At 63.3% G+C, this 17,987-nt stretch carries 15 protein-coding genes; 7 read left to right on the top strand and 8 right to left on the bottom strand.

What is annotated here, in order from left to right; all coding sequences use genetic code 11:
- Nucleotides 1–2: 2 nt before the first annotated feature.
- Both D183_RS0119010 and D183_RS0119005 read right to left on the bottom strand, forming a co-directional pair.
- Nucleotides 3–866, bottom strand: coding sequence for a prepilin peptidase (locus D183_RS0119010; RefSeq protein ID WP_017910397.1), 864 nt, complete (start codon nt 864–866; stop codon nt 3–5).
- A gap of 6 nt (nt 867–872) precedes the next feature.
- Nucleotides 873–2,132: a type II secretion system F family protein gene (locus D183_RS0119005; protein WP_026144656.1), complete on the bottom strand. Its 1,260-nt coding sequence runs from the start codon at nt 2,130–2,132 to the stop codon at nt 873–875.
- 365 nt (nt 2,133–2,497) lie between these two features.
- On the opposite strand from D183_RS0119005, the gene D183_RS0119000 reads away from it, so the two are divergent.
- The 3 genes from D183_RS0119000 to D183_RS0118990 all read left to right on the top strand — a co-directional run bounded on the left by D183_RS0119000 (nt 2,498) and on the right by D183_RS0118990 (nt 5,289).
- Entirely contained in the window at nt 2,498–2,890 is a 393-nt protein-coding gene (locus tag D183_RS0119000) for a pilin (RefSeq protein WP_017910395.1), read from the top strand.
- A 106-nt stretch (nt 2,891–2,996) separates the two neighbouring features.
- Nucleotides 2,997–3,422, top strand: coding sequence for a pilin (locus tag D183_RS0118995; protein WP_017910394.1), 426 nt, complete (start codon nt 2,997–2,999; stop codon nt 3,420–3,422).
- 31 nt (nt 3,423–3,453) lie between these two features.
- Nucleotides 3,454–5,289, top strand: a complete 1,836-nt coding sequence (locus D183_RS0118990; protein WP_232757314.1) for a hypothetical protein — start codon at nt 3,454–3,456, stop codon at nt 5,287–5,289.
- A gap of 84 nt (nt 5,290–5,373) precedes the next feature.
- Here the strand turns inward: D183_RS0118990 and D183_RS0118985 are convergent, their stop codons facing one another.
- Genes D183_RS0118985 through D183_RS0118980 form a run of 4 tightly spaced genes read right to left on the bottom strand, consistent with a single transcriptional unit; the run spans nt 5,374 to nt 9,173 of the window.
- Nucleotides 5,374–6,561, bottom strand: a complete 1,188-nt coding sequence (locus D183_RS0118985; protein WP_157835224.1) for a glycosyltransferase — start codon at nt 6,559–6,561, stop codon at nt 5,374–5,376.
- The gene (locus D183_RS26595; RefSeq protein WP_081613394.1) at nt 6,558–7,508 is read right to left on the bottom strand and encodes a lysylphosphatidylglycerol synthase transmembrane domain-containing protein; all 951 of its coding nucleotides are present in this window, start codon (nt 7,506–7,508) and stop codon (nt 6,558–6,560) included. The genes D183_RS0118985 and D183_RS26595 overlap by 4 nt, the downstream gene beginning before the upstream one ends.
- Nucleotides 7,505–8,293 (bottom strand): class I SAM-dependent methyltransferase, encoded by a 789-nt coding sequence (locus D183_RS26590; protein ID WP_081613393.1) that lies wholly within the window; start codon nt 8,291–8,293, stop codon nt 7,505–7,507. Before D183_RS26590 ends, D183_RS26595 begins: the two co-directional genes overlap by 4 nt.
- 22 nt (nt 8,294–8,315) lie before the next feature.
- Nucleotides 8,316–9,173, bottom strand: coding sequence for a glycosyltransferase family 2 protein (locus D183_RS0118980; protein ID WP_017910391.1), 858 nt, complete (start codon nt 9,171–9,173; stop codon nt 8,316–8,318).
- 130 nt (nt 9,174–9,303) lie between these two features.
- Here D183_RS0118980 and pilB point away from each other — a divergent pair, with 130 nt between their 5' ends.
- On the top strand, nt 9,304–11,037 hold the full coding sequence (gene pilB / locus D183_RS0118975) for a type IV-A pilus assembly ATPase PilB (RefSeq protein ID WP_026144655.1): 1,734 nt from the start codon (nt 9,304–9,306) through the stop codon (nt 11,035–11,037).
- 239 nt (nt 11,038–11,276) lie between these two features.
- Here the strand turns inward: pilB and D183_RS0118970 are convergent, their stop codons facing one another.
- Both D183_RS0118970 and D183_RS0118965 read right to left on the bottom strand, forming a co-directional pair.
- Nucleotides 11,277–12,665: a sigma-54-dependent transcriptional regulator gene (locus D183_RS0118970; RefSeq protein WP_017910389.1), complete on the bottom strand. Its 1,389-nt coding sequence runs from the start codon at nt 12,663–12,665 to the stop codon at nt 11,277–11,279.
- A gap of 82 nt (nt 12,666–12,747) precedes the next feature.
- The gene (locus tag D183_RS0118965) at nt 12,748–14,361 is read right to left on the bottom strand and encodes a sensor histidine kinase (RefSeq protein ID WP_017910388.1); all 1,614 of its coding nucleotides are present in this window, start codon (nt 14,359–14,361) and stop codon (nt 12,748–12,750) included.
- A gap of 391 nt (nt 14,362–14,752) precedes the next feature.
- Here D183_RS0118965 and sucC point away from each other — a divergent pair, with 391 nt between their 5' ends.
- The 3 genes from sucC to D183_RS0118950 all read left to right on the top strand — a co-directional run.
- Nucleotides 14,753–15,922 carry an ADP-forming succinate--CoA ligase subunit beta gene (gene sucC, locus D183_RS0118960; protein WP_010342227.1) on the top strand — a complete coding sequence of 390 codons (1,170 nt, stop codon included), beginning with the start codon at nt 14,753–14,755 and terminating at the stop codon, nt 15,920–15,922.
- A 22-nt stretch (nt 15,923–15,944) separates the two neighbouring features.
- On the top strand, nt 15,945–16,820 hold the full coding sequence (gene sucD / locus D183_RS0118955; RefSeq protein WP_026144653.1) for a succinate--CoA ligase subunit alpha: 876 nt from the start codon (nt 15,945–15,947) through the stop codon (nt 16,818–16,820).
- A 379-nt stretch (nt 16,821–17,199) separates the two neighbouring features.
- Nucleotides 17,200–17,987 (top strand): outer membrane protein assembly factor BamB family protein (locus D183_RS0118950; protein WP_017910386.1); only part of this gene is annotated, 788 nt, incomplete at its 3' end.

Raw genomic sequence — 17,987 nt, 5'->3', positions numbered from 1 at the left:
CGTCAGCGCAGTCCCGACCAGCGCATGTAGGTCTCCACGATCTCCGTGCCCCAGAAGAAGGTGATCCAGCCGGCGATCGCCAGATAGGGGCCGAACGGGATCGGCGTGGCGCGGTCGCGGCCCTTGGCCGCCAGCCACAGCGAACCCAGGATCGCACCGACCAGGGAGGAGATCAGGATGGTCGGCAGGATGCCCTTCAGGCCGCACCAGGCGCCGATCGCGGCCAGCAGCTTGAAATCGCCATGGCCCATGCCTTCCTTGCCGGTGATCTGCTTGAACAGCCACCACACCGACCACAGCGAGAAGTAGCCGACCGCGGCGCCGAGCAGAGCGGGTTTGGCCGGCATGTACAGGTTGTCCATGCTGCCGATCAGGCCGAGCCACATCAGCGGCAGGGTCAACTGGTCCGGCAGCAGGCGCGTGCGCAGGTCGATGCCGGACAATGCCACCAGGAAACAACTGAACACGATCGCGCCGAAGCCCTGCCAGCCGAAACCGAAGCGCCACACGCTGGCGACCACCAGCAGGCTGGTGAGCAGCTCCACCAGCGGGTACTGCGGCGAGATCGGCGCATGGCAGTAGCGGCACTTGCCGCGCAGCGCCAGCCAGCTGAACAGCGGGATGTTCTCGAACCAGGCCAGCTTGTGCTTGCAGTGCGGGCAGTGCGACGGCTCCACCACGATGCCGGGCGGCGGCGGATCGTAGATGTCCGGCAGCTCCAGGATCTCGCGCGAATCGCGCTTCCACTGCCATTCCATGCGCCTGGGCATGCGCAGGATGACCACGTTGAGGAAGCTGCCCACCAGCAGGCCGAGCCCGGCCGCGGCCGGGAAGCCGAGGCCGGGGTGTTGATCGAGAAATGCCATTAATGCTTATCCAACGACGGAGGCCAGCTTGAAGATCGGCAGGTACATGCCGATGACCATGCCGCCGACGATGGTGCCGATGAACACCATGATCAACGGCTCGATCAGGCTGCTCAAGGCATCGACCGCATTGTTCACTTCCTGCTCGAAGTACTCGGCGACCTTGAACAGCATGGCATCCAGCGCGCCGGCCTCTTCGCCGATCGCGGTCATCTGGATGACCATGTGCGGAAACAGATTGGTCTGCTTCATCGCCACATTGACCGGGTAGCCGACCGCCACGTCGTCACGCATGCGCAGTACAGCCGTCTCGTAGACGCTATTTCCGGTGGCGCCTGCGACGATATCCAGCGCTTCCACCAGCGGTACACCGGCGCGGAAGGTCACCGCCAAGGTGCGCGAGAAGCGCGCGACCGAGCTGTTGTGCATGATCTCGCCGATGATCGGCACCTTGAGCACCAGTCGGTCCATTCCGTGCTGCATCGCAGGCGAGCGTTTGTAGGCGAAGATGAAGCCGCCGACGGTGCCGATCAGTAAGAGCAACAGCATCCACCAGTACGACACCATGAAGCGCGATGCCGCGACGATCATCTGGGTGAAAGCCGGCAGTTCCGCACCGAAGCCTTTGAATACATCTTCGAACTGCGGTACGACCCAGACCAGCAGGATCGAGGTAACGATCAGGGCAACCGCCATCACCATCGCCGGGTAGAACAAGGCCTTCTTGATCTTGCCCTTCAGGGCCTCGATGTTCTCCTTGTAGGTGGCTACCGTCTCCAGCACCGTCTCGAGTACGCCGGCACCTTCGCCGGCCTTGACCAGGTTGCGGTACAGCTCATCGAATTGAACTGGATGCTTGCTGACCGCTTCATAGAGTGAGGAGCCGCCCTCGATATCGGTGCGGATCTGATCGACCATCTTCTTCATCCGCGGGTTCTTGTGCCCGCTGGCGATGATTTCCAGTGCGCCCACGATCGGGACGCCCGACTTCATCATCGTTGCCATCTGACGGCTGAAGAAGGCGATGTCCTTCGGGGTGATCTTTTTACCCGCTGCGCCAAACAGAGGCTTGGGTTTGGGTTTGACCACAGATGGCGTGATGCCCTGGCGGCGCAGTTCTGCGCGCAACAAGTTGGCATTCTTGGCGATCTGCTCGCCCTTCATCTTGATGCCGCGCTTGTCGGTACCCTCCCAGACGAAGGGCACCTGTTGACTGGTATTGCGCGCGACTGGCTCTTTCTTGACTGCGCTGCGAGTTGCGGACATCAGGTCGTCTCCCCCGTCCGGCCATCCCCGGGCGGACATGCCAAGCATGGTATCGGTTTCCTGGGCGTCTGACACCCGTAGGTGCCGCGTCGACACGGCCCCCTGTCCACTGATGTGACCCTAAGCGTCACTTTTTGCCGAAATTTGGCAGATGGCTCATTCTGTCGCAGATTGTCGATTTATCTGCCTCTCGCCCTACGCGCTAGGGCATGATGCGCCACGAGGCATGGGGCCGGATGGCGTGAGAAGTTGGCACGCCGTCTGCTTCCATCACCTCGCACGTGGCGCTTCGCCGCGGCGCTCGGGGAGTCGGATCCGCGGGCGAGTGCCTACCACCCACCTCATTCCATCTCTAGGGGTTCACAATGAAGAAGCAGCAGGGCTTTACCCTGATCGAACTGATGATCGTGGTCGCGATCATCGCCATCCTGGCCGCCATCGCGCTGCCGATGTATCAGGACTACGTCGCCAAGTCGCAGGCCACCGCTGGTCTCGCGGAAATCACCCCGGGCAAGACCCAGTTCGAGGTGAAGAAGAACGAGGGTAGCACCCTCAGCACGCCGGCCCAGATCGGTTTGGCCTCGAGCACGACCCGTTGCAGCATCGCCGTGACCGACACCACGATTGCCTGCACCCTGAAGGGCAATGCGGCCAAGATCGCTGGCAAGAACGTTACGCTGACCCGTACGGCCAGCACCGGTACCTGGGCTTGCAGCTCGTCGGTCGACGCCAAGTACAAGCCGACCGGCTGCAGCTGATTCGCGTCTGATGTACAAAAAAAGCCCCGGACATCGGGGCTTTTTTTTTCTCTGCGATTCTAGGATGACTGGTGACGGCTACCTATGAGTGCGCATTGGGGGGGGTATGAAGCAACGTGCGGTGCATGGTTTTACGTTGATCGAGTTGATGATCGTTGTGGCCATCATCGCGGTCCTGTCCGCCATCGCCTTGCCTATTTACATGGACTATCTGGCAAAAGCGCAGGCGGTTGCTGCTTTGCGCGAAATTACAATCGGGAAGGCTGCGTACGAATCGCTGGTCGCGAGGGGCGCTGGAGTAGATGAATATAGCGCCCAGGGGGTGAGCCTTCAGGTGAGCAGTGTCCGTTGCAATGCGATCATGGTCGCCGCGCCAGCGGAGGGCGTGACGCATGCTATCGTGTGCAGGATGAATGGCGGAGCTGATATTCAGGATAAGGAGATGCGCTGGGACCGTGCGGCAGAAGGTGGATGGGTATGCAGTAGTTCGGCCCGGCAGAAATATATTCCGATGGAATGCAGGGCTGATTGAGTGGGTTCTCTATTTTGATTCGGGCTACATGATGAAGCGCCTGCATTTTTTCTGCTTGCTGAGCTTGGTCGCCGTCTTGGGGTGCGGTGTGTTCGTGCCAGGGCTGTCGGGGGGGTTCTTGTTCGACGATTACCAGGCGGTCGTCGAAAACGGCTCCATCATGCTCAAGGCCATCACGCTCCATGGGTTGTGGGAGGCTGCGCACGCCTATGGAGGTCCAATTGGACGACCTATCGCGACCTTGAGTCTGGCGCTCGGCTATTGGATGCACGGTATGGATCCCGGCGCCTACAAGGAAGGAAATCTTTTGCTGCACGCTTTCAACATCGTGCTGGTGGGGATACTTCTGCGGCGTCTCTTCGCGCTTGCGTGGCCGGCCGAGTCCGATCGAAATCAAGCGATAGCCAGTATTCTGGTGTCATTGGCTTGGGGCGTGCACCCTTTGCAAGTCTCCTCCGTTCTTTATGTGGTCCAAAGAATGGAGTTGCTGGGGAACTTCTTTCTTCTTTTGTCGCTGATTGCATATGTTTCGGCGCGCACCCGGCAGATGGCTGGAGTCCGCGGCGGCGCTATGCTCGCGCTGTCTTTCGTATTCCTTGTGCTGGGAGTTTTATCCAAGGAAAACGCTGCTCAGATGCCGGTCTATGCCTTTGTCATCGAGTTGGCGTTGATGCGGTTTAGTGCGCAAAATCGCCGTCTGCAGAAGGTCATAAAGGTGGCCTACGGTTCGATCTTTGCTGTGGGGGCTGTGGTTTTCTTTGGCTTCTTGCTGCCACATATTTCCGGGCAGTTCGCGATGCGCGATTTCACTATGTGGGAACGGGTGATGACGCAGTTTCGTGTTCTTCCCGAATACATGTACTGGATGGTCTGGCCTTCTCCGGGAAACTTGACGTTCTATCACGACGATGTCGCGCCTTCGCACGGCATGTTTCAGCCTATTACGACGTTTCTAGGGTTGGTGTTCTTGGGGGGATTTGTCTCGATCGGCATCCTGGCACGTCGAAAGGCGCCTTTGGTGAGCCTGGGCGTAGGATTTTTTTTCGCGTCACATCTCATCACCAGTGCGCCCTTGGCCCTGGAGCTCGTATTCGAGCATCGAAACTATCTTGCGTTGCTTGGCCCATTGTTGATAGCGGCGGAGTTGGTGCGGTGGCTGGTCAGCATCCGTATGCATGCGGTTGCATTCGTTCTGGTTGGCGCCTGTATCGCGGGGCTTGCTTTTGCGACCTTCTTGCGGAGTTCGGTGTGGGGAAACCCCGCGCTTTTTGCGAACTCTGCAGTGATCGACAATAAGAACTCCTCGCGAGCGTCCTATGAGTTGGCCAGTATCTATATGGAGCGCTCTGGCGGTGAGGTCGATTCCATCAACTACACGTTGGCCATGGCAGAACTGGCGAGGGCATCGATCCTGCCTCGTTCTTCGCCATTGCCCGAGCAGGCCATGATATTGATCAACGCGAAAGCCGGCAGGCCAGTCAATCCAGAATGGCAAGCCAGGATTGTCCGGAAGTTCGAGGCCAGGCCGCTAGGTCCGCAGGAATTCAGTGCGTTCTATGCGTTGCATAGTGAGCGCATGGATGGTACGCCGGTATCGGATCAGCTTTTGAAAACGATAAGCGAGATCTATGTGCGCCGGCAACCAGAACTGCTGGACGCGCATTTGCTGTATGCCGATTATGCCGGCCGGATACTGCGCGATCCCGACCTAGCGGCAAGGGAGTACTGCGCCGCGATCCAGATAAAGCATGATTCCGCTTATGATGAGCGTCTCGTCGCGTCGTTGGTTGAACAAGGGCGGATTGAAGAGGCGAGGCTCGTCGCCCCGTGTATTGCTAGGAAAAATGACGCCCTGGTCAGGCGCTAGGGAGCCGAGGAGATGGGCTAATCCCGAGCATGCGTTTGATGGCGCCGCTAGAGGGCTAGCTTGTCGCTACAGGTTGGTGTGCGTTCAATATCTCATTAGATGCAGCCAGCGCCTGACAATTTGCGATGGTCCGAGATGTTTTTGGTAGTAGATTGGCCCCGCGTCCGCCAGCGAGGAACGCAGCTCCCCATCGGCGATCAGCGTTTTCAGGCCTGTGGCAATCTCTTCCGGTATGGCAGACGTGAAAAAAGCCGGGATCGGGGGAGCAGAATCGGGTAGGCCATGATCCCGTTGCGTAATGATAGGCTTGCCGGCGGCCAGCGCGATGTAGATTTTGAAGGGGAGCACGCGCCCGGATTTCCCTGGGCCGCCAAAGACGCCGAGACATATGTCGGAATCCTCGATTTGACGCGCCAGTTCTTCGGTTGGCAGCCATCGGCGTATCCAAGTGACGTTTGGGTGTTGGGCCAGATAGGGTTCCGCCTCCGGCGCGGCCTGTCCATCCCCGATCAATACGAATTCCAAGTCGCTCCGGTCGTGCAGGAGTGCGATTGCCTGTGCGATCTTGGTCGTGCCCTGCAACGGGACGAACGTCCCGAAGAAGAGGATCCTGGTAGCGCGGGGCGCTTGCATCCCGGTGACCGAAGGGCGAGGCGGGATTCTCTCTTCCATGGCAAGCGGAATCGCATGGATGTGGTGCCGTGCCACGCCGAACGTCGCTGCTATATGATCGGCGTTCTTGTTGGTATCAACGATCAGTCCGTTGGCGCATCTCAAGGCGCGTGATTCGAATCGCAGCACCAGGTGCGATAGCCATCCTTCCGCTTTGCCACCTAGTCCGCGATCCTGGTAGAGCGTGTCCCACATGGTGATGTAGGCGTCGCATAGGCATGGCGCCCGTAGGCGCTGCGGGATCCAAGAGAGTATCCATAGCAGCAAGGCTCCAGGATAGGGAATGTAGATCAGGTCATTGCGCCGCGTAACCAGCAGGATCTTGATGGCCGACGCCATGTTCTGAAGCGCGAGCTTGCCAAGGGCGATCGCCGCCTTTGGGAGTGGAAGTCGTGTCAGTTTCCACAAATGGAAGTCTTCCGGGAGCCAGTTGCACAAGTCGACGATGTCTATGCCGGCTCCTCGAAGAATACGCAGCGTGTTCCATGCGTTGGGATACCCGCTGCCCCGGAGCGCAACACCGCCGACGACAAGTCTCCGATGCATGTTGTTGGTGTCGACTGATGTGGCGCCTTCGCTTTGGGGGCCTGGAGATGTCACTGGATGCGGTTCTCGGCGCCTAAAGGGCGATTCGTCGCTAGGGAAAGCAGGAAGACAAGAATATCTCCCAGGATGCTGGCGGCTCTAGTCAGGAGTACAAGCAGCACGATCTTTTCCTGATTGTGTTGGTTCTCCAGGATCAGCAGCATGATGCCTTCGCGTGCGCCTAACCCTGCGGGTGCACCAGGTGCAAGGAATCCAAGTGTCCAGGAAAGCGCGAAGGCCGCGGTTGCCATGGCAAGGTCAACATCTGCTCCTAGACTCTGGGACAGCAGCCATATTCCTGCTCCGACGGCGAGAAAGTTGGCGGCGTAGGCTGATAGGGCTGTCAGCGCGGTCGTCGGTCCTGGTAAGCCTCCGGCCCTCCCAAGCATTCTGAGTATCCATCGATTGCTTTGCTCAAGCGATCTCGCCCGCAGATCCAGGCAGAGCAGGGCTGTACCTACAAAGGCTGCGCACGTAAGAGCGTAGAGCGTTCGGGTGTGGCCGTGCGAGGCAAGTGCCTGCACGCCGCTTGGCGATAGCGCTAATGCGGCAGTACCCACGCATAGGCTCGCGGCTACCGTGAGGAGCGCTTCTTGGCCGGCGCTTGCAACATAGTTCTTGGTGGTGACGCCTTCCCTCATGGCCAGTGCGGCGCGCGATATATGTTGGAAGATATTGCCGGGTACATATTTGGCCAGCTGGGTCAAGCCGATGATTCTGATGAGCAGGACTGTTGGATATGTTTGGTTTTGTCTTGCCAGCAATTGCTTCCACGCAAAGCCCGTCAGTGGATAGATCAGGCAATAGCAGGTGGTGGCGGCAAGGATGCCAATGACAATCTCCCGGTTTGCCAGTGCGTCGCCGATTTGCTTAATGCCAAGAGCGGTGGCAGCAAACCACAACACATAGAGGCCCAACGCTGCCGTTAGTAGTCTGGATGCCCAGCGCCAGAAGGATTTCATCGCTTCCTAGCAGCGATCAGGTAGCCGCTGCCCCAGTCCGTGTTGCGCGCAAGCGACTGTATCACCATCGCTGCGTGCAAACCGATGCGTCCCGGTAATGATGTGATCAGCGTGGCCAAGCGGGAATAATCGCGTCGGTCGATGCCGCTGGCGTGTGTCGCTGCTAGTTTTGACAGCTCGCCACGCTCCTCGATCATTCTCCGATAGCTGAATTCCCCCACCCATTCGGTCAGGTTTGCGGCAGGGAAGCCGTAGCATTCGAAATGTACACAGTCCAGTTGCTGCGATTCGAGTAGGCGCTTAAGGCCAGCGCGATCGTACCGGCGCCAATGGCCGGCCCATTCATCGCCGGCGCCCCAGCGTTGGGGATGCGCTGGTACAGATAGGACCATAGTGCCACCCGGGGCTAGCCATTGATTCCATTCCTCCAGGGCGGCACTATCGTGCTCGATGTGCTCAAGTACGTCGAAAGCGCAGACGACCGTGAATCTTTCGGACCAGCTCTCGTCGGCCTTTTCTTCTATCGTATGTCGTTCTTGATCGAGTGTCGCAATCGTTCTTGCTATCGCAAGAGCTGATTCTGAACTCTCCAGTCCAGTCGTCTGAAACCCGAGCCGGTCGAAGTCACATAGCAGGGCGCCAGCGCCGCACCCCACTTCCAACAGATTTCCTCGCGGCAAGCCCTTTACGATATCGAGAACTCTCGCTCTCCGAAGCAAATAGCGGATGGGTGGGGTCCATCCTGCTTCGGGGGCAAAAATGCCCAGCGATGTCGAATAAATCATGGCTTCTGCTTTGTAGAGAGCGTCAATGGTCGCGGCGGTAGGTCAAATTGGTGATTTGCTCTGAGATCAGTCCGATCAGAAAAACGATTACTGCTGCGCTGAATAATAGCGTGCTCATGTTGGTGAAGCGGTGCATCGTTGCGAACGTATAGCCGTAGTAAGCCAGTCCAGTGACGAAGAAGGCGACGGAGACCGGAACGAACAACTTCAGTGGTGAGTACAGCGTGGCGATCTTGAAGATAATGAGCAGGAACCGGATGCCGTCTTTCAATGGCCGGATATGGCTTCCCGTCCCGACGCGCTTTGCTACCGGAATAGGGACATATGCAACGGGATAGGCGCTTCGGAAGAAGGCCATGGTGCTTGTGGTGGGGTAGCTGAAGCCGTTGGGAAGTAGATGCAGGAACTCGCGAAATCGTTCTGCGCGGACGGCACGGAAGCCCGACGTGAGATCCTTGACCTGGAAACCTGTCATGCGGCTCGCCAGCCAGTTGTAGAAACGGTTGGCGAAGCCGCGATGAACGCTGGCCTGCCCGCTACGGTCACGTGCCCCAACGACCATGTCGTAACCCGCATCGAGCATCGCCAGGAGCTTGGGGATGTCTTGGGGGTCGTGTTGTCCATCCGCATCCATGAATACCAGGATGTCGCCGTTAGCCGCGCGCGCGCCTCGCTTGACCGCGGCGCCATTGCCCATGGAGTAAGGACTGCCAAGCACGCGTGCCCCATGCTCGCGCGCGACTTGGGCCGTCGCATCGGTAGAGCCGTCGTCGACGACGATGACCTCCGCTTCCGGCAGGCAGTCGCGCAGCTTTGGCAACGTGCGCGCCAGTCCCGCGACCTCGTTCTTGGCCGGGAGAATAATGCTGATTCTGTCCACTGATCGTTCCCCTTTCCCCGCTCGATATGTTAGCCCTAGTCGCCGCAGGATTCATGACGGTGAAGAGGTGGCATCAGATGCATCTTGCCGGATATGCAGTATCTTTGCCGCTGGCATGGAGAACTCGGACATGAACGTAGCTGTATCGGCCAACCTTGTCGGCATCACCGGGATCGCCCGCCGCCTCGTGCAGGACGGTGCGCTGGAGGAAGCTGCGGCGCGGACCGCCATGGCCCAGGCGGCCGAGGCCAAGGTGCCGCTGCCGCAGTGGTTCTCCGAGAAGAAGCTGGTCACCGCCGCGCAGCTGGCTGCCGCCAATGCGGTGGAGTTCGGCATGCCGTTGATGGATGTCTCTGTCTTCGATGCCAGCCAGAACGCGATGAAGCTGGTCAGCGAGGAGTTGCTGCAGAAGTACCAGGTGCTGCCGCTGTTCAAGCGCGGCGGCCGCCTGTTCGTCGGCATCAGCAACCCGACCCAGACCCGGGCGCTGGACGACATCAAGTTCCACACCAATCTGACGGTGGAGCCGATCCTGGTCGACGAGGACCAGATCCGCCGCACCCTGGAGCAGTGGCAGGCCAGCAACGATTCCCTCGGCAGCGCGCTGGGCGACGACGAGGGCATGGACAACCTCGATGTCGGCGGCGGCGACGAGGACATGGGCGGCGGTGGCGACACTGGCATCGACGCCAAGGGGGAGGACACCCCGGTCGTCAAGTTCGTGAACAAGGTGCTGGTGGATGCGATCCGCCGCGGCGCGTCCGACATCCACTTCGAGCCCTACGAGGACGACTACCGGGTTCGCCTGCGCATCGACGGCCTGCTCAAGAGCGTGGCCAAGGCGCCGGTCAAGCTCAATCAGCGCATCGCCGCGCGCCTGAAGGTGATGGCGCAGCTGGACATCGCCGAGAAGCGGGTCCCGCAGGACGGCCGTATCAAGCTCAATCTGTCCAAGAACAAGCAGATCGATTTCCGCGTCAGCACCCTGCCCACGCTGTTCGGCGAGAAGATCGTGCTGCGTATCCTCGATGGCAGCGCGGCCAAGCTGGGCATCGACAAGCTCGGCTACGAGCCGGAGCAGCAGAAGCTGTTCCTGGAGGCGATCCACAAGCCGTACGGCATGGTCCTGGTCACCGGCCCCACCGGCTCGGGCAAGACGGTGTCGCTGTACACCGCGCTGGGCATCCTCAACGACGACACCCGCAACATCTCCACCGCCGAGGATCCGGTCGAAATCCGCCTGCCCGGGGTCAACCAGGTGCAGCAGAACAACAAGCGCGGCATGACCTTCGCGGCGGCGCTGCGCTCGTTCCTGCGCCAGGATCCGGACATCATCATGGTCGGCGAAATCCGCGACCTGGAGACCGCCGAGATCGCGATCAAGGCCGCGCAGACCGGCCACATGGTGCTGTCCACCCTGCACACCAACGACGCGCCGCAGACCATCGCGCGCCTGATGAACATGGGCATCGCGCCCTACAACATCACCAGTTCGGTGACCCTGGTCATCGCCCAGCGCCTGGCGCGGCGCCTGTGCAACAACTGCAAGCGTCCGGTCCAATTGCCGGAGAAGGCCTTGCTGGCCGAAGGCTTCACCGAGGCGGAGATCGCCGCCGGCGTCCAACTGTACGAAGCGGTGGGCTGCGACGAGTGCACCGAGGGCTACAAGGGCCGCACCGGCATCTACCAGGTGATGCCGATGAACGACGAGATCGCGGCGATCGTGCTGCAGGGCGGCAACGCCATGGACATCGCCAGCGCCGCGCAGAAGATCGGCGTCAAGGACCTGCGCCAGTCGGCCCTGCTCAAGGCCCGCAACGGCATCACCAGCCTGGCCGAGATCAATCGGGTGACGAAGGATTGAAGGCTGGGAATGGGGAATCGGGATTGGGGAATGGGAAAAGCGGCTTTCCCATCCCTGGTGGCCTGCTGGTATTCCAGGTCTTAGTCCCAGGCCTCTTGTAGCGCAGGACGCACGATGCTGGCTGCGCCCAATCGCATTGTTACCCGCCTGGTCGGATCACTCCCTCGGGCAAAGGGCCGGGGTAGCCGGAAGAGCGGCTTTGCCCATTCCCCAATCCCGATTCCCCATTCCCGGCTTCACTACTCCATCCCCAGCTTCTTCAGCTTGTAGCGCAACGCCCGAAAGGTGATGCCCAATTGCGCGGCGGTGCGGGTCTTGTTCCAGCGGTTCTCTTCCAGCGCCTTCTGGATCGCGGCGCGTTCGAGTTGCTCGATGTAGGACGGCAGGGCGGAGGAGCTGGGGTCGATGTCGACCACGCCGCGCGGCAGGGCCGGGGCGGCTTCGGCGGCGCTGCGGGCGTGGTTGCCGGGTTGCGGCAGGCGCAGGTCGGCAGCGCTGATCTGGTCGTCCTCGGCCATTGCCAGGGCGCGCTCGAGGATGTTTTCCAGTTCGCGCACGTTGCCGGGGAAGGCGTAGCTGCTCAGGGCGTCCAGGGCGGAGGGCGACAGCAGCGGCGTGGGCCGGCCGTGGCTCTTGGCCAGCCGCGCTAGGATCGCTGCGGCCAGTTGCGGCAGGTCGCCGCCGCGCTCGCGCAGCGGCGGCACGCGCAGTTCGATCACGTTGATGCGGTAGTACAGGTCGTGGCGGAAGCGGCCCTCGGCGACCAGGTCGGCCAGGTCCTTGTGGGTGGCCGAGAGGATGCGCACGTCCACCGGCACCTCGGTGGCGGCGCCGACCGGGCGCACCGATTTTTCCTGGATCGCGCGCAGCAGCTTGACCTGCATCGGCAGCGGCAGTTCGGCGACCTCGTCGAGGAACAGGGTGCCGCCGTGCGCGGCCTGGAACAGGCCGGCCTGGTCGGCGTGGGCGCCGGTGAAGCTGCCCTTCTTGTGGCCGAAGAACTCGCTTTCCATCAGTTCGGCCGGGATCGCGCCGCAGTTCACCGGAACGAAGGGGCCGGCGGAGCGGGCGCCCTGTTCGTGGATGGTGCGCGCGACCAGTTCCTTGCCCACGCCGGATTCGCCGAGGATGTAGACCGGCGCCTGGTTGCGCGCGACCTTGGCGATGGTGCTGCGCAGGGCGTCCATCGCCGCCGAGGCGCCGAGCAGGCGGCTGGCCTGTTCCGGGGCCGGCTGTGGCGGCGCGGCGCGGCTCTCGCTGTTGAGTTCCAGTGCATGCTTGACCAGGCCGCGCAGCACCTGGATGTCCACCGGCTTGCTGACGAAGTCGAAGGCGCCGGCCTTCAGCGCCTCCACCGCCAGGTCCATGCTGCCGAAGGCGGTGATCATCGCCACCGGCGTGCGCGGGTAGTGTTTGGCGATCTCGCTGACCAGCTCGATGCCGTTGCCGTCGGGCAGGCGCATGTCGGTGATGCACAGATCGTAGGGATTGCTCGCCAGCAGTTCGCGCGCTTCGGCGAGGTTGGCGGCGGTGCTGATGCGCAGCCCCATCCGGCCCAGGGTCAGGACCAGCAACTCTCGGATGTCGCGCTCGTCGTCGACGACCAGGGCGCTTCGGGTTTCGTTCATGTGCGGGGAAGATAGCGTAGGAACCGGGGCATGCGCCAATTTACCGGCGCCGGTCGCGCGCTGGCGGAGCGATTCTCACCTGTCAGCCGCTGAGCATGGCGTGCGGGCCGGGCAGGGCGACGCGGAAGCAGGCGCCGCCGGCCGGCACCGGCACGTACTCCAACCGCGCCTGGTTGGCCCGGCACAGCTCGCGGGCGATGTACAGGCCCAGCCCGGTGCCGTGCTCGGAGGTGGTGAAGAACGGCCGGAACAGCTGTGCTGCCACCGCCTCGGGGATGCCGGGGCCGCGGTCCATGACGTCGACGACGGCGTTGCGCTCCTGCAGCGCCACGCGCAGGCGCACCCGCGCCGGCTCCTCCATCACCCGCCCGTACTTGAGCGCGTTGTGCACCAGCGCGCTGAGGATCTGGTGCAGGTGTTTGGGGTCGACCAGCGCGTGCACCGGCTGCGGGGCGAGGATCGCTTCGAGGCTGTCGGTCTCGATCGACAGGGTCTGCCGGTATTCCAAGACGAAGCGGCGCACGAACGCGCCCAGGTCCAGGTTCTCCGGATTGGAGCGCTCGCGCCGGGCCAGGCCGAGCACGCTCTCGACGATGCCGTTGGTGCGCTGGCACTGCTGGTGGATGATCTGCAGCAGGCGGCGGTCGGCATCGCCGATCGCCGGCGATTCCTCCAGCAGCTGCGAGGCGTAGTTGATCGCGGCCAGCGGGTTGCGGATTTCGTGGGCCAGGCTGGCCGAGAAGCGGCCCAGCGCCGACAGCGTCAGCGATTCGGCGCGCCGCGACACCACCGTGGCGTCGTCGAGGAACACCAGGGTCAGGTCGCCTTCGGCCAGCAGCCGGGCGAAGCGCGGCTGCACCTCCGGCTGGTCCGGCGACAGCTGCAGCGGGCTTTCGTCCTGGTTCCAGCCGTTGCGCCAGCGCTGCAGGCGTCGGGCCAGTTCCGGCGCGGCGCTGGCCAGATCCAGCCGGCCGCTGCCGCTGTTGCCGTCGGTATCGCCGAGCAGGGCCGACGCGGCCTCGTTGGCCAGCGTCACCCGGTTCTGCGCGTCCACCACCAGCACCCCGGTGCGCATGCGGCGGATGATCAGTTCGTTGATTTCGTAGAGATTGGCCACCTCGGCGCCACGGCGCTCGGCCAGGTGCTGGCTGGTGCGCGCACGCTGGCCGATCCGGTTGCAGATGTAGGCCACCGCCAGGTAGCTGGTGGCGAACATCGCCAGTTCGGCCAGGCTGCGGGTGTTGTCGGCGCCGTCCAGCACGCTCCAGACGTATTCGGCCAGCATCGCCGCCGAGGCTGTCAGGGCGATGGCGATGCCGCCGCGCAGGCGCAGCAGCATCGCCGCGGCGGCGACGTTGAACAGCAGCATCATCGCGATGCCGGCGCTGGCCGCGGGCAGGGCATGCGCGGCCAGGGTCGCGGCGACGATGTCGGCCAAGGCGCTGAAACCGACGATCGGCGCCAGGTGCGCCTCGTTGCGCCCCCACATCAGCAGCGCCAGCGCCACCGCCAGGTAGGCGGTGGACAAGGTGGCGGCCAGTTGCGGGTAGCGCGGTTCGCCCACCAGCACGCTGAGCGGGCTGAACACCAGGGCGGCGATCAGCCCGGCCACCAGCACCCGGTACAGCGCGAAGAAGTACAGCTCGCGGCGCGGAATGGACTCGATGCGATCGATGAGCGAGGCGCTGGTGGGCAAGCCGGACTCCGGGCGGACAGCGGACGGCGCGAGTATAGGGGCGGCGCCGTCTACGCGGAGGGCGACCGGGGCGGTGGCGACCTGCCTGGGCCGTCACCGCCTTCGACGGGGAAACCGCGATTGCCGTCGCCGGCGGCCCGGCGCCGGATCGGGGCAAGGGCCAAGGACAACGTCGCGGGGTGAGGGCAGCAAGGCGTGGGCGCCCGAGTGCCTGCTCCACCCGGCGGTGCCACCGCGGACCCCGCCGGAGGCCTCGGTCGGGCCAGGCCGCCGGCGCTTTTGCGCCGCCGCCCTCGGTCGGCGACAATAGGCGTCCCGTCCGTACCGCTCCCGGCCGCCACTCAGGGCCCGGATCGCTGCGGGACGGCCGTTCCTTTTCCCACGGTGACGCATGAATTTCCACGAATATCAGGCAAAACAACTGCTTGCCGAGTACGGCATCCCGGTCCCGGCCGGCAAGGTCGCGGCGACTCCGGAAGAAGCGGTTGAAGCCGCCAAGTCGCTTGGCGCTGGCCCTTGGATGGTCAAGGCGCAGATCCACGCAGGTGGCCGCGGCAAGGCCGGCGGCGTCAAGTTCTGCAAGACCACCGACGATGTGAAGGCCGTTGCCGAGAAGCTGCTCGGCACCAAGATGGCCACCTACCAGACCGCCGGCGTCGAGCTGCCGATCAACCTGGTGCTGGTGACCACCGCTGGTGAGATCGTCAAGGAGCTGTACCTGTCGGTGCTGGTCGACCGCGGCACCCGCACCATCAGCTACATCGCATCGAGCGAAGGCGGCATGGAGATCGAACAGGTCGCGGCCGAGACCCCGGACAAGATCCACACGCTCAACGTGGACTTCGTCGAGGGCGTGCAGGGATACCACGGCCGCGACATCGGCTTCAAGATGGGCCTGACCGCCAAGCAGGCCGGCCAGTTCGCCAGCATCATGGTCAACCTGTACCGCATCTTCAACGAGAAGGACCTGGCGCTGGTGGAGATCAATCCGCTGGCCATCCTCGACGACGGCAACCTCTACGCGCTGGACGGCAAGTTCAACAGCGACGACAACGCCAACTTCCGTCACAAGGAACTGGTCGCCATGCGCGACAAGTCCCAGGAAGACGAGACCGAAGTGACCGCTTCGGAGCTGGACATCAACTACGTCACCATGGACGGCAACATCGGCTGCATGGTCAATGGCGCCGGTCTGGCCATGGCCACGATGGACGTGATCAAGCTCAACGGCGGCGAGCCGGCGAACTTCCTGGACGTGGGCGGCGGCGCCAACAAGCAGCGCGTGATCGAGGCGTTCAAGCTGATCCTGTCCTCGGACAAGGTCGAAGGCATCTTCGTCAACATCTTCGGCGGCATCGTCCGCTGCGACATGATCGCCGAGGGCATCATCGCGGCGGTCAAGGAAGTGGGCGTCAAGGTTCCGGTCGTGGTGCGCCTGGAAGGCACCAACGTGGAAGAAGGCAAGCAGCTGCTGCGCGACAGCGGCATGGCCATCATCCCGGCCGACAACATCAACGACGGCGCCAAGAAGGTCGTTGAAGCTGTCAAGAACGCTGCCTGATCCACGACACCAAGGAACTCCAATGTCTGTTTTGATCAACAAGAACACCAAGGTGATCGTGCAGGGCTTCACCGGCCAGCAGGGCACCTTCCACGCCACTCAGATGATCGAGTACGGCACCCAGGTCGTCGGCGGCGTCACGCCGGGCAAGGGCGGCACCACCCACATCGACCTGCCGGTGTTCAACACCGTGGCCGATGCCGTGCAGAGCACGGGCGCCGACGCCTCGGTGATCTACGTGCCGCCGCCGTTCGCGGCCGACGCGATCCTGGAAGCGGCTGCGGCCGGCATCAAGGTCATCGTCTGCATCACCGAAGGCATCCCGGTGCTGGACATGCTGCGCGTCAAGAACGTGCTGACCCGCTCCTTCCCGGAGACCGTGCTGATCGGGCCGAACTGCCCCGGCGTGATCACCCCGGGCGAGTGCAAGATCGGCATCATGCCGGGCCACATCCACAAGCCGGGCAAGATCGGCATCGTCTCGCGTTCGGGCACGCTGACCTATGAAGCGGTCAAGCAGACCACCGAGGTCGGCCTGGGCCAGTCCACCTGCATCGGCATCGGCGGCGACCCGATCAACGGCCTGAACTTCGTCGACTGCCTCAAGCTGTTCAACGAAGATCCGCAGACCGAAGGCATCATCATGGTCGGCGAAATCGGCGGCGACGCCGAGGAAGCCGGTGCCGAGTACATCGCCAAGCACGTCAAGAAGCCGGTCGTCGGCTTCATTGCCGGTGCTTCGGCCCCGGCCGGCAAGCGCATGGGCCACGCCGGTGCGATCGCCTCGGGCGGCAAGGGCACGGCCGAAGGCAAGTTCGCGGCGATGGAAGCCGCAGGCGTCAAGACCGTCCGCTCGCCGGGCGACCTGGGTGCGGCGATCGCCTCGCTGGTGAAGTAAGCCGTCAGCGCTGCGGCAGCGACCCGCCTTCGGGTGCGTCGTTGTCGCCGCCGCTGTCCGCAAGGGCCTCGCGCGAGCGAGGCCTTTTGCGTTTAGAGGATCCGGTACGCGGCACTGCCGCAGTGTCCCTGGCGCGACGAGGCGGATGGGGCGGGCACGCACTGCTGCCCCGCCAACGTCTGCGCAATCAAGCAGTTGCGCCATCCCCTTGGTCGCCATTCGTCCCTGAGGCCCCGCCATTGGTCCCCTGGCCGGGTGGTGCCGTCCCTGCGTTGCCGACACGGTCCGGCACTGTGCCGACACTGCCGCCACTTTCTTCGGCAGCGACAGGAGCGGATGCGTGATCAGGCGATGGCGGGCAGCGGTATGCGGGGCGGGCATGGCGATGGGTATCGGTGGTATCTGCGCGGCGGCGCCAGGCGACTGGGCCAGTTATGCCGGCGCGCCCGGCGGCGGGCAGTACTCGCCGCTGACCCAGATCACCCCGGACAACGTCGGCCGGCTGCGTATCGCCTGGTCGTTCCGCACCGGCGAACTCGGCGCGGGCCTGCCCGATCCGGAACGGCGCCGCTTCGAGGCCAATCCGCTGGTGCTGGGTGGGCGTATGTACCTCACCACCGGGACCGGCATCGCCTTCGCCCTGGATGCGACCAGCGGCCGCGAACTGTGGTCGTTCGATGCCAAGGTGCCGCGCAACAAGCACTACAGCGATCCGGCCTCGCGCGGTGTGAGTTTCTGGCGCGACACCCAGGCGACGGCGGGCGCGTGCCGCGAGCGCATCGTGTACGGCACTCTGGATGCGCGGCTGATCGCGCTGGATGCCGCCGACGGCAAGCCCTGCGCCGGGTTCGGCAAGGACGGCATGATCGACCTGCATGCCGGCATCGATGTGCACGACAACGCCAGCGATGCCTGGGCCAACTATGCGGTGACCTCGCCGCCGGTGGTGGCCGGCGACGTGCTGGTGGTCGGCAGCTCGATCGGCGACAACCGCGGGCATGCGCTGGAGCAGGGCCTGGTGCGTGGCTACGACGCGCGCAGCGGCCGCGAACTGTGGCGGTGGGATCCGGTGCCGCGCGATCCGGTCAAGGCCACCGCCGCCGGCTGGCAGCCGGAGCAGGCGGCCACGGTCGGCGGCGGCAATGCCTGGGCGCCGCTGTCGGTGGA

It is taken from the genome of Xanthomonas sp. SHU 199 (genome assembly GCF_000364665.1).
Taxonomy (GTDB): domain Bacteria; phylum Pseudomonadota; class Gammaproteobacteria; order Xanthomonadales; family Xanthomonadaceae; genus Xanthomonas_A; species Xanthomonas_A sontii.
Note: the sequence above shows the minus strand (reverse complement) of the source record. Positions and strands in the feature narration are given on the sequence as shown.

Coding starts and splice junctions, on each gene's coding strand:
- D183_RS0119010 (WP_017910397.1), bottom strand. CDS start 866: ATGGCATTTCTCGATCAACACCCCGGCCTCGGCTTCCCGGCCGCGGCC.
- D183_RS0119005 (WP_026144656.1), bottom strand. CDS start 2,132: ATGTCCGCAACTCGCAGCGCAGTCAAGAAAGAGCCAGTCGCGCGCAAT.
- D183_RS0119000 (WP_017910395.1), top strand. CDS start 2,498: ATGAAGAAGCAGCAGGGCTTTACCCTGATCGAACTGATGATCGTGGTC.
- D183_RS0118995 (WP_017910394.1), top strand. CDS start 2,997: ATGAAGCAACGTGCGGTGCATGGTTTTACGTTGATCGAGTTGATGATC.
- D183_RS0118990 (WP_232757314.1), top strand. CDS start 3,454: ATGAAGCGCCTGCATTTTTTCTGCTTGCTGAGCTTGGTCGCCGTCTTG.
- D183_RS26595 (WP_081613394.1), bottom strand. CDS start 7,508: ATGAAATCCTTCTGGCGCTGGGCATCCAGACTACTAACGGCAGCGTTG.
- D183_RS26590 (WP_081613393.1), bottom strand. CDS start 8,293: ATGATTTATTCGACATCGCTGGGCATTTTTGCCCCCGAAGCAGGATGG.
- pilB (WP_026144655.1), top strand. CDS start 9,304: ATGAACGTAGCTGTATCGGCCAACCTTGTCGGCATCACCGGGATCGCC.
- D183_RS0118970 (WP_017910389.1), bottom strand. CDS start 12,665: ATGAACGAAACCCGAAGCGCCCTGGTCGTCGACGACGAGCGCGACATC.
- sucC (WP_010342227.1), top strand. CDS start 14,753: ATGAATTTCCACGAATATCAGGCAAAACAACTGCTTGCCGAGTACGGC.
- sucD (WP_026144653.1), top strand. CDS start 15,945: ATGTCTGTTTTGATCAACAAGAACACCAAGGTGATCGTGCAGGGCTTC.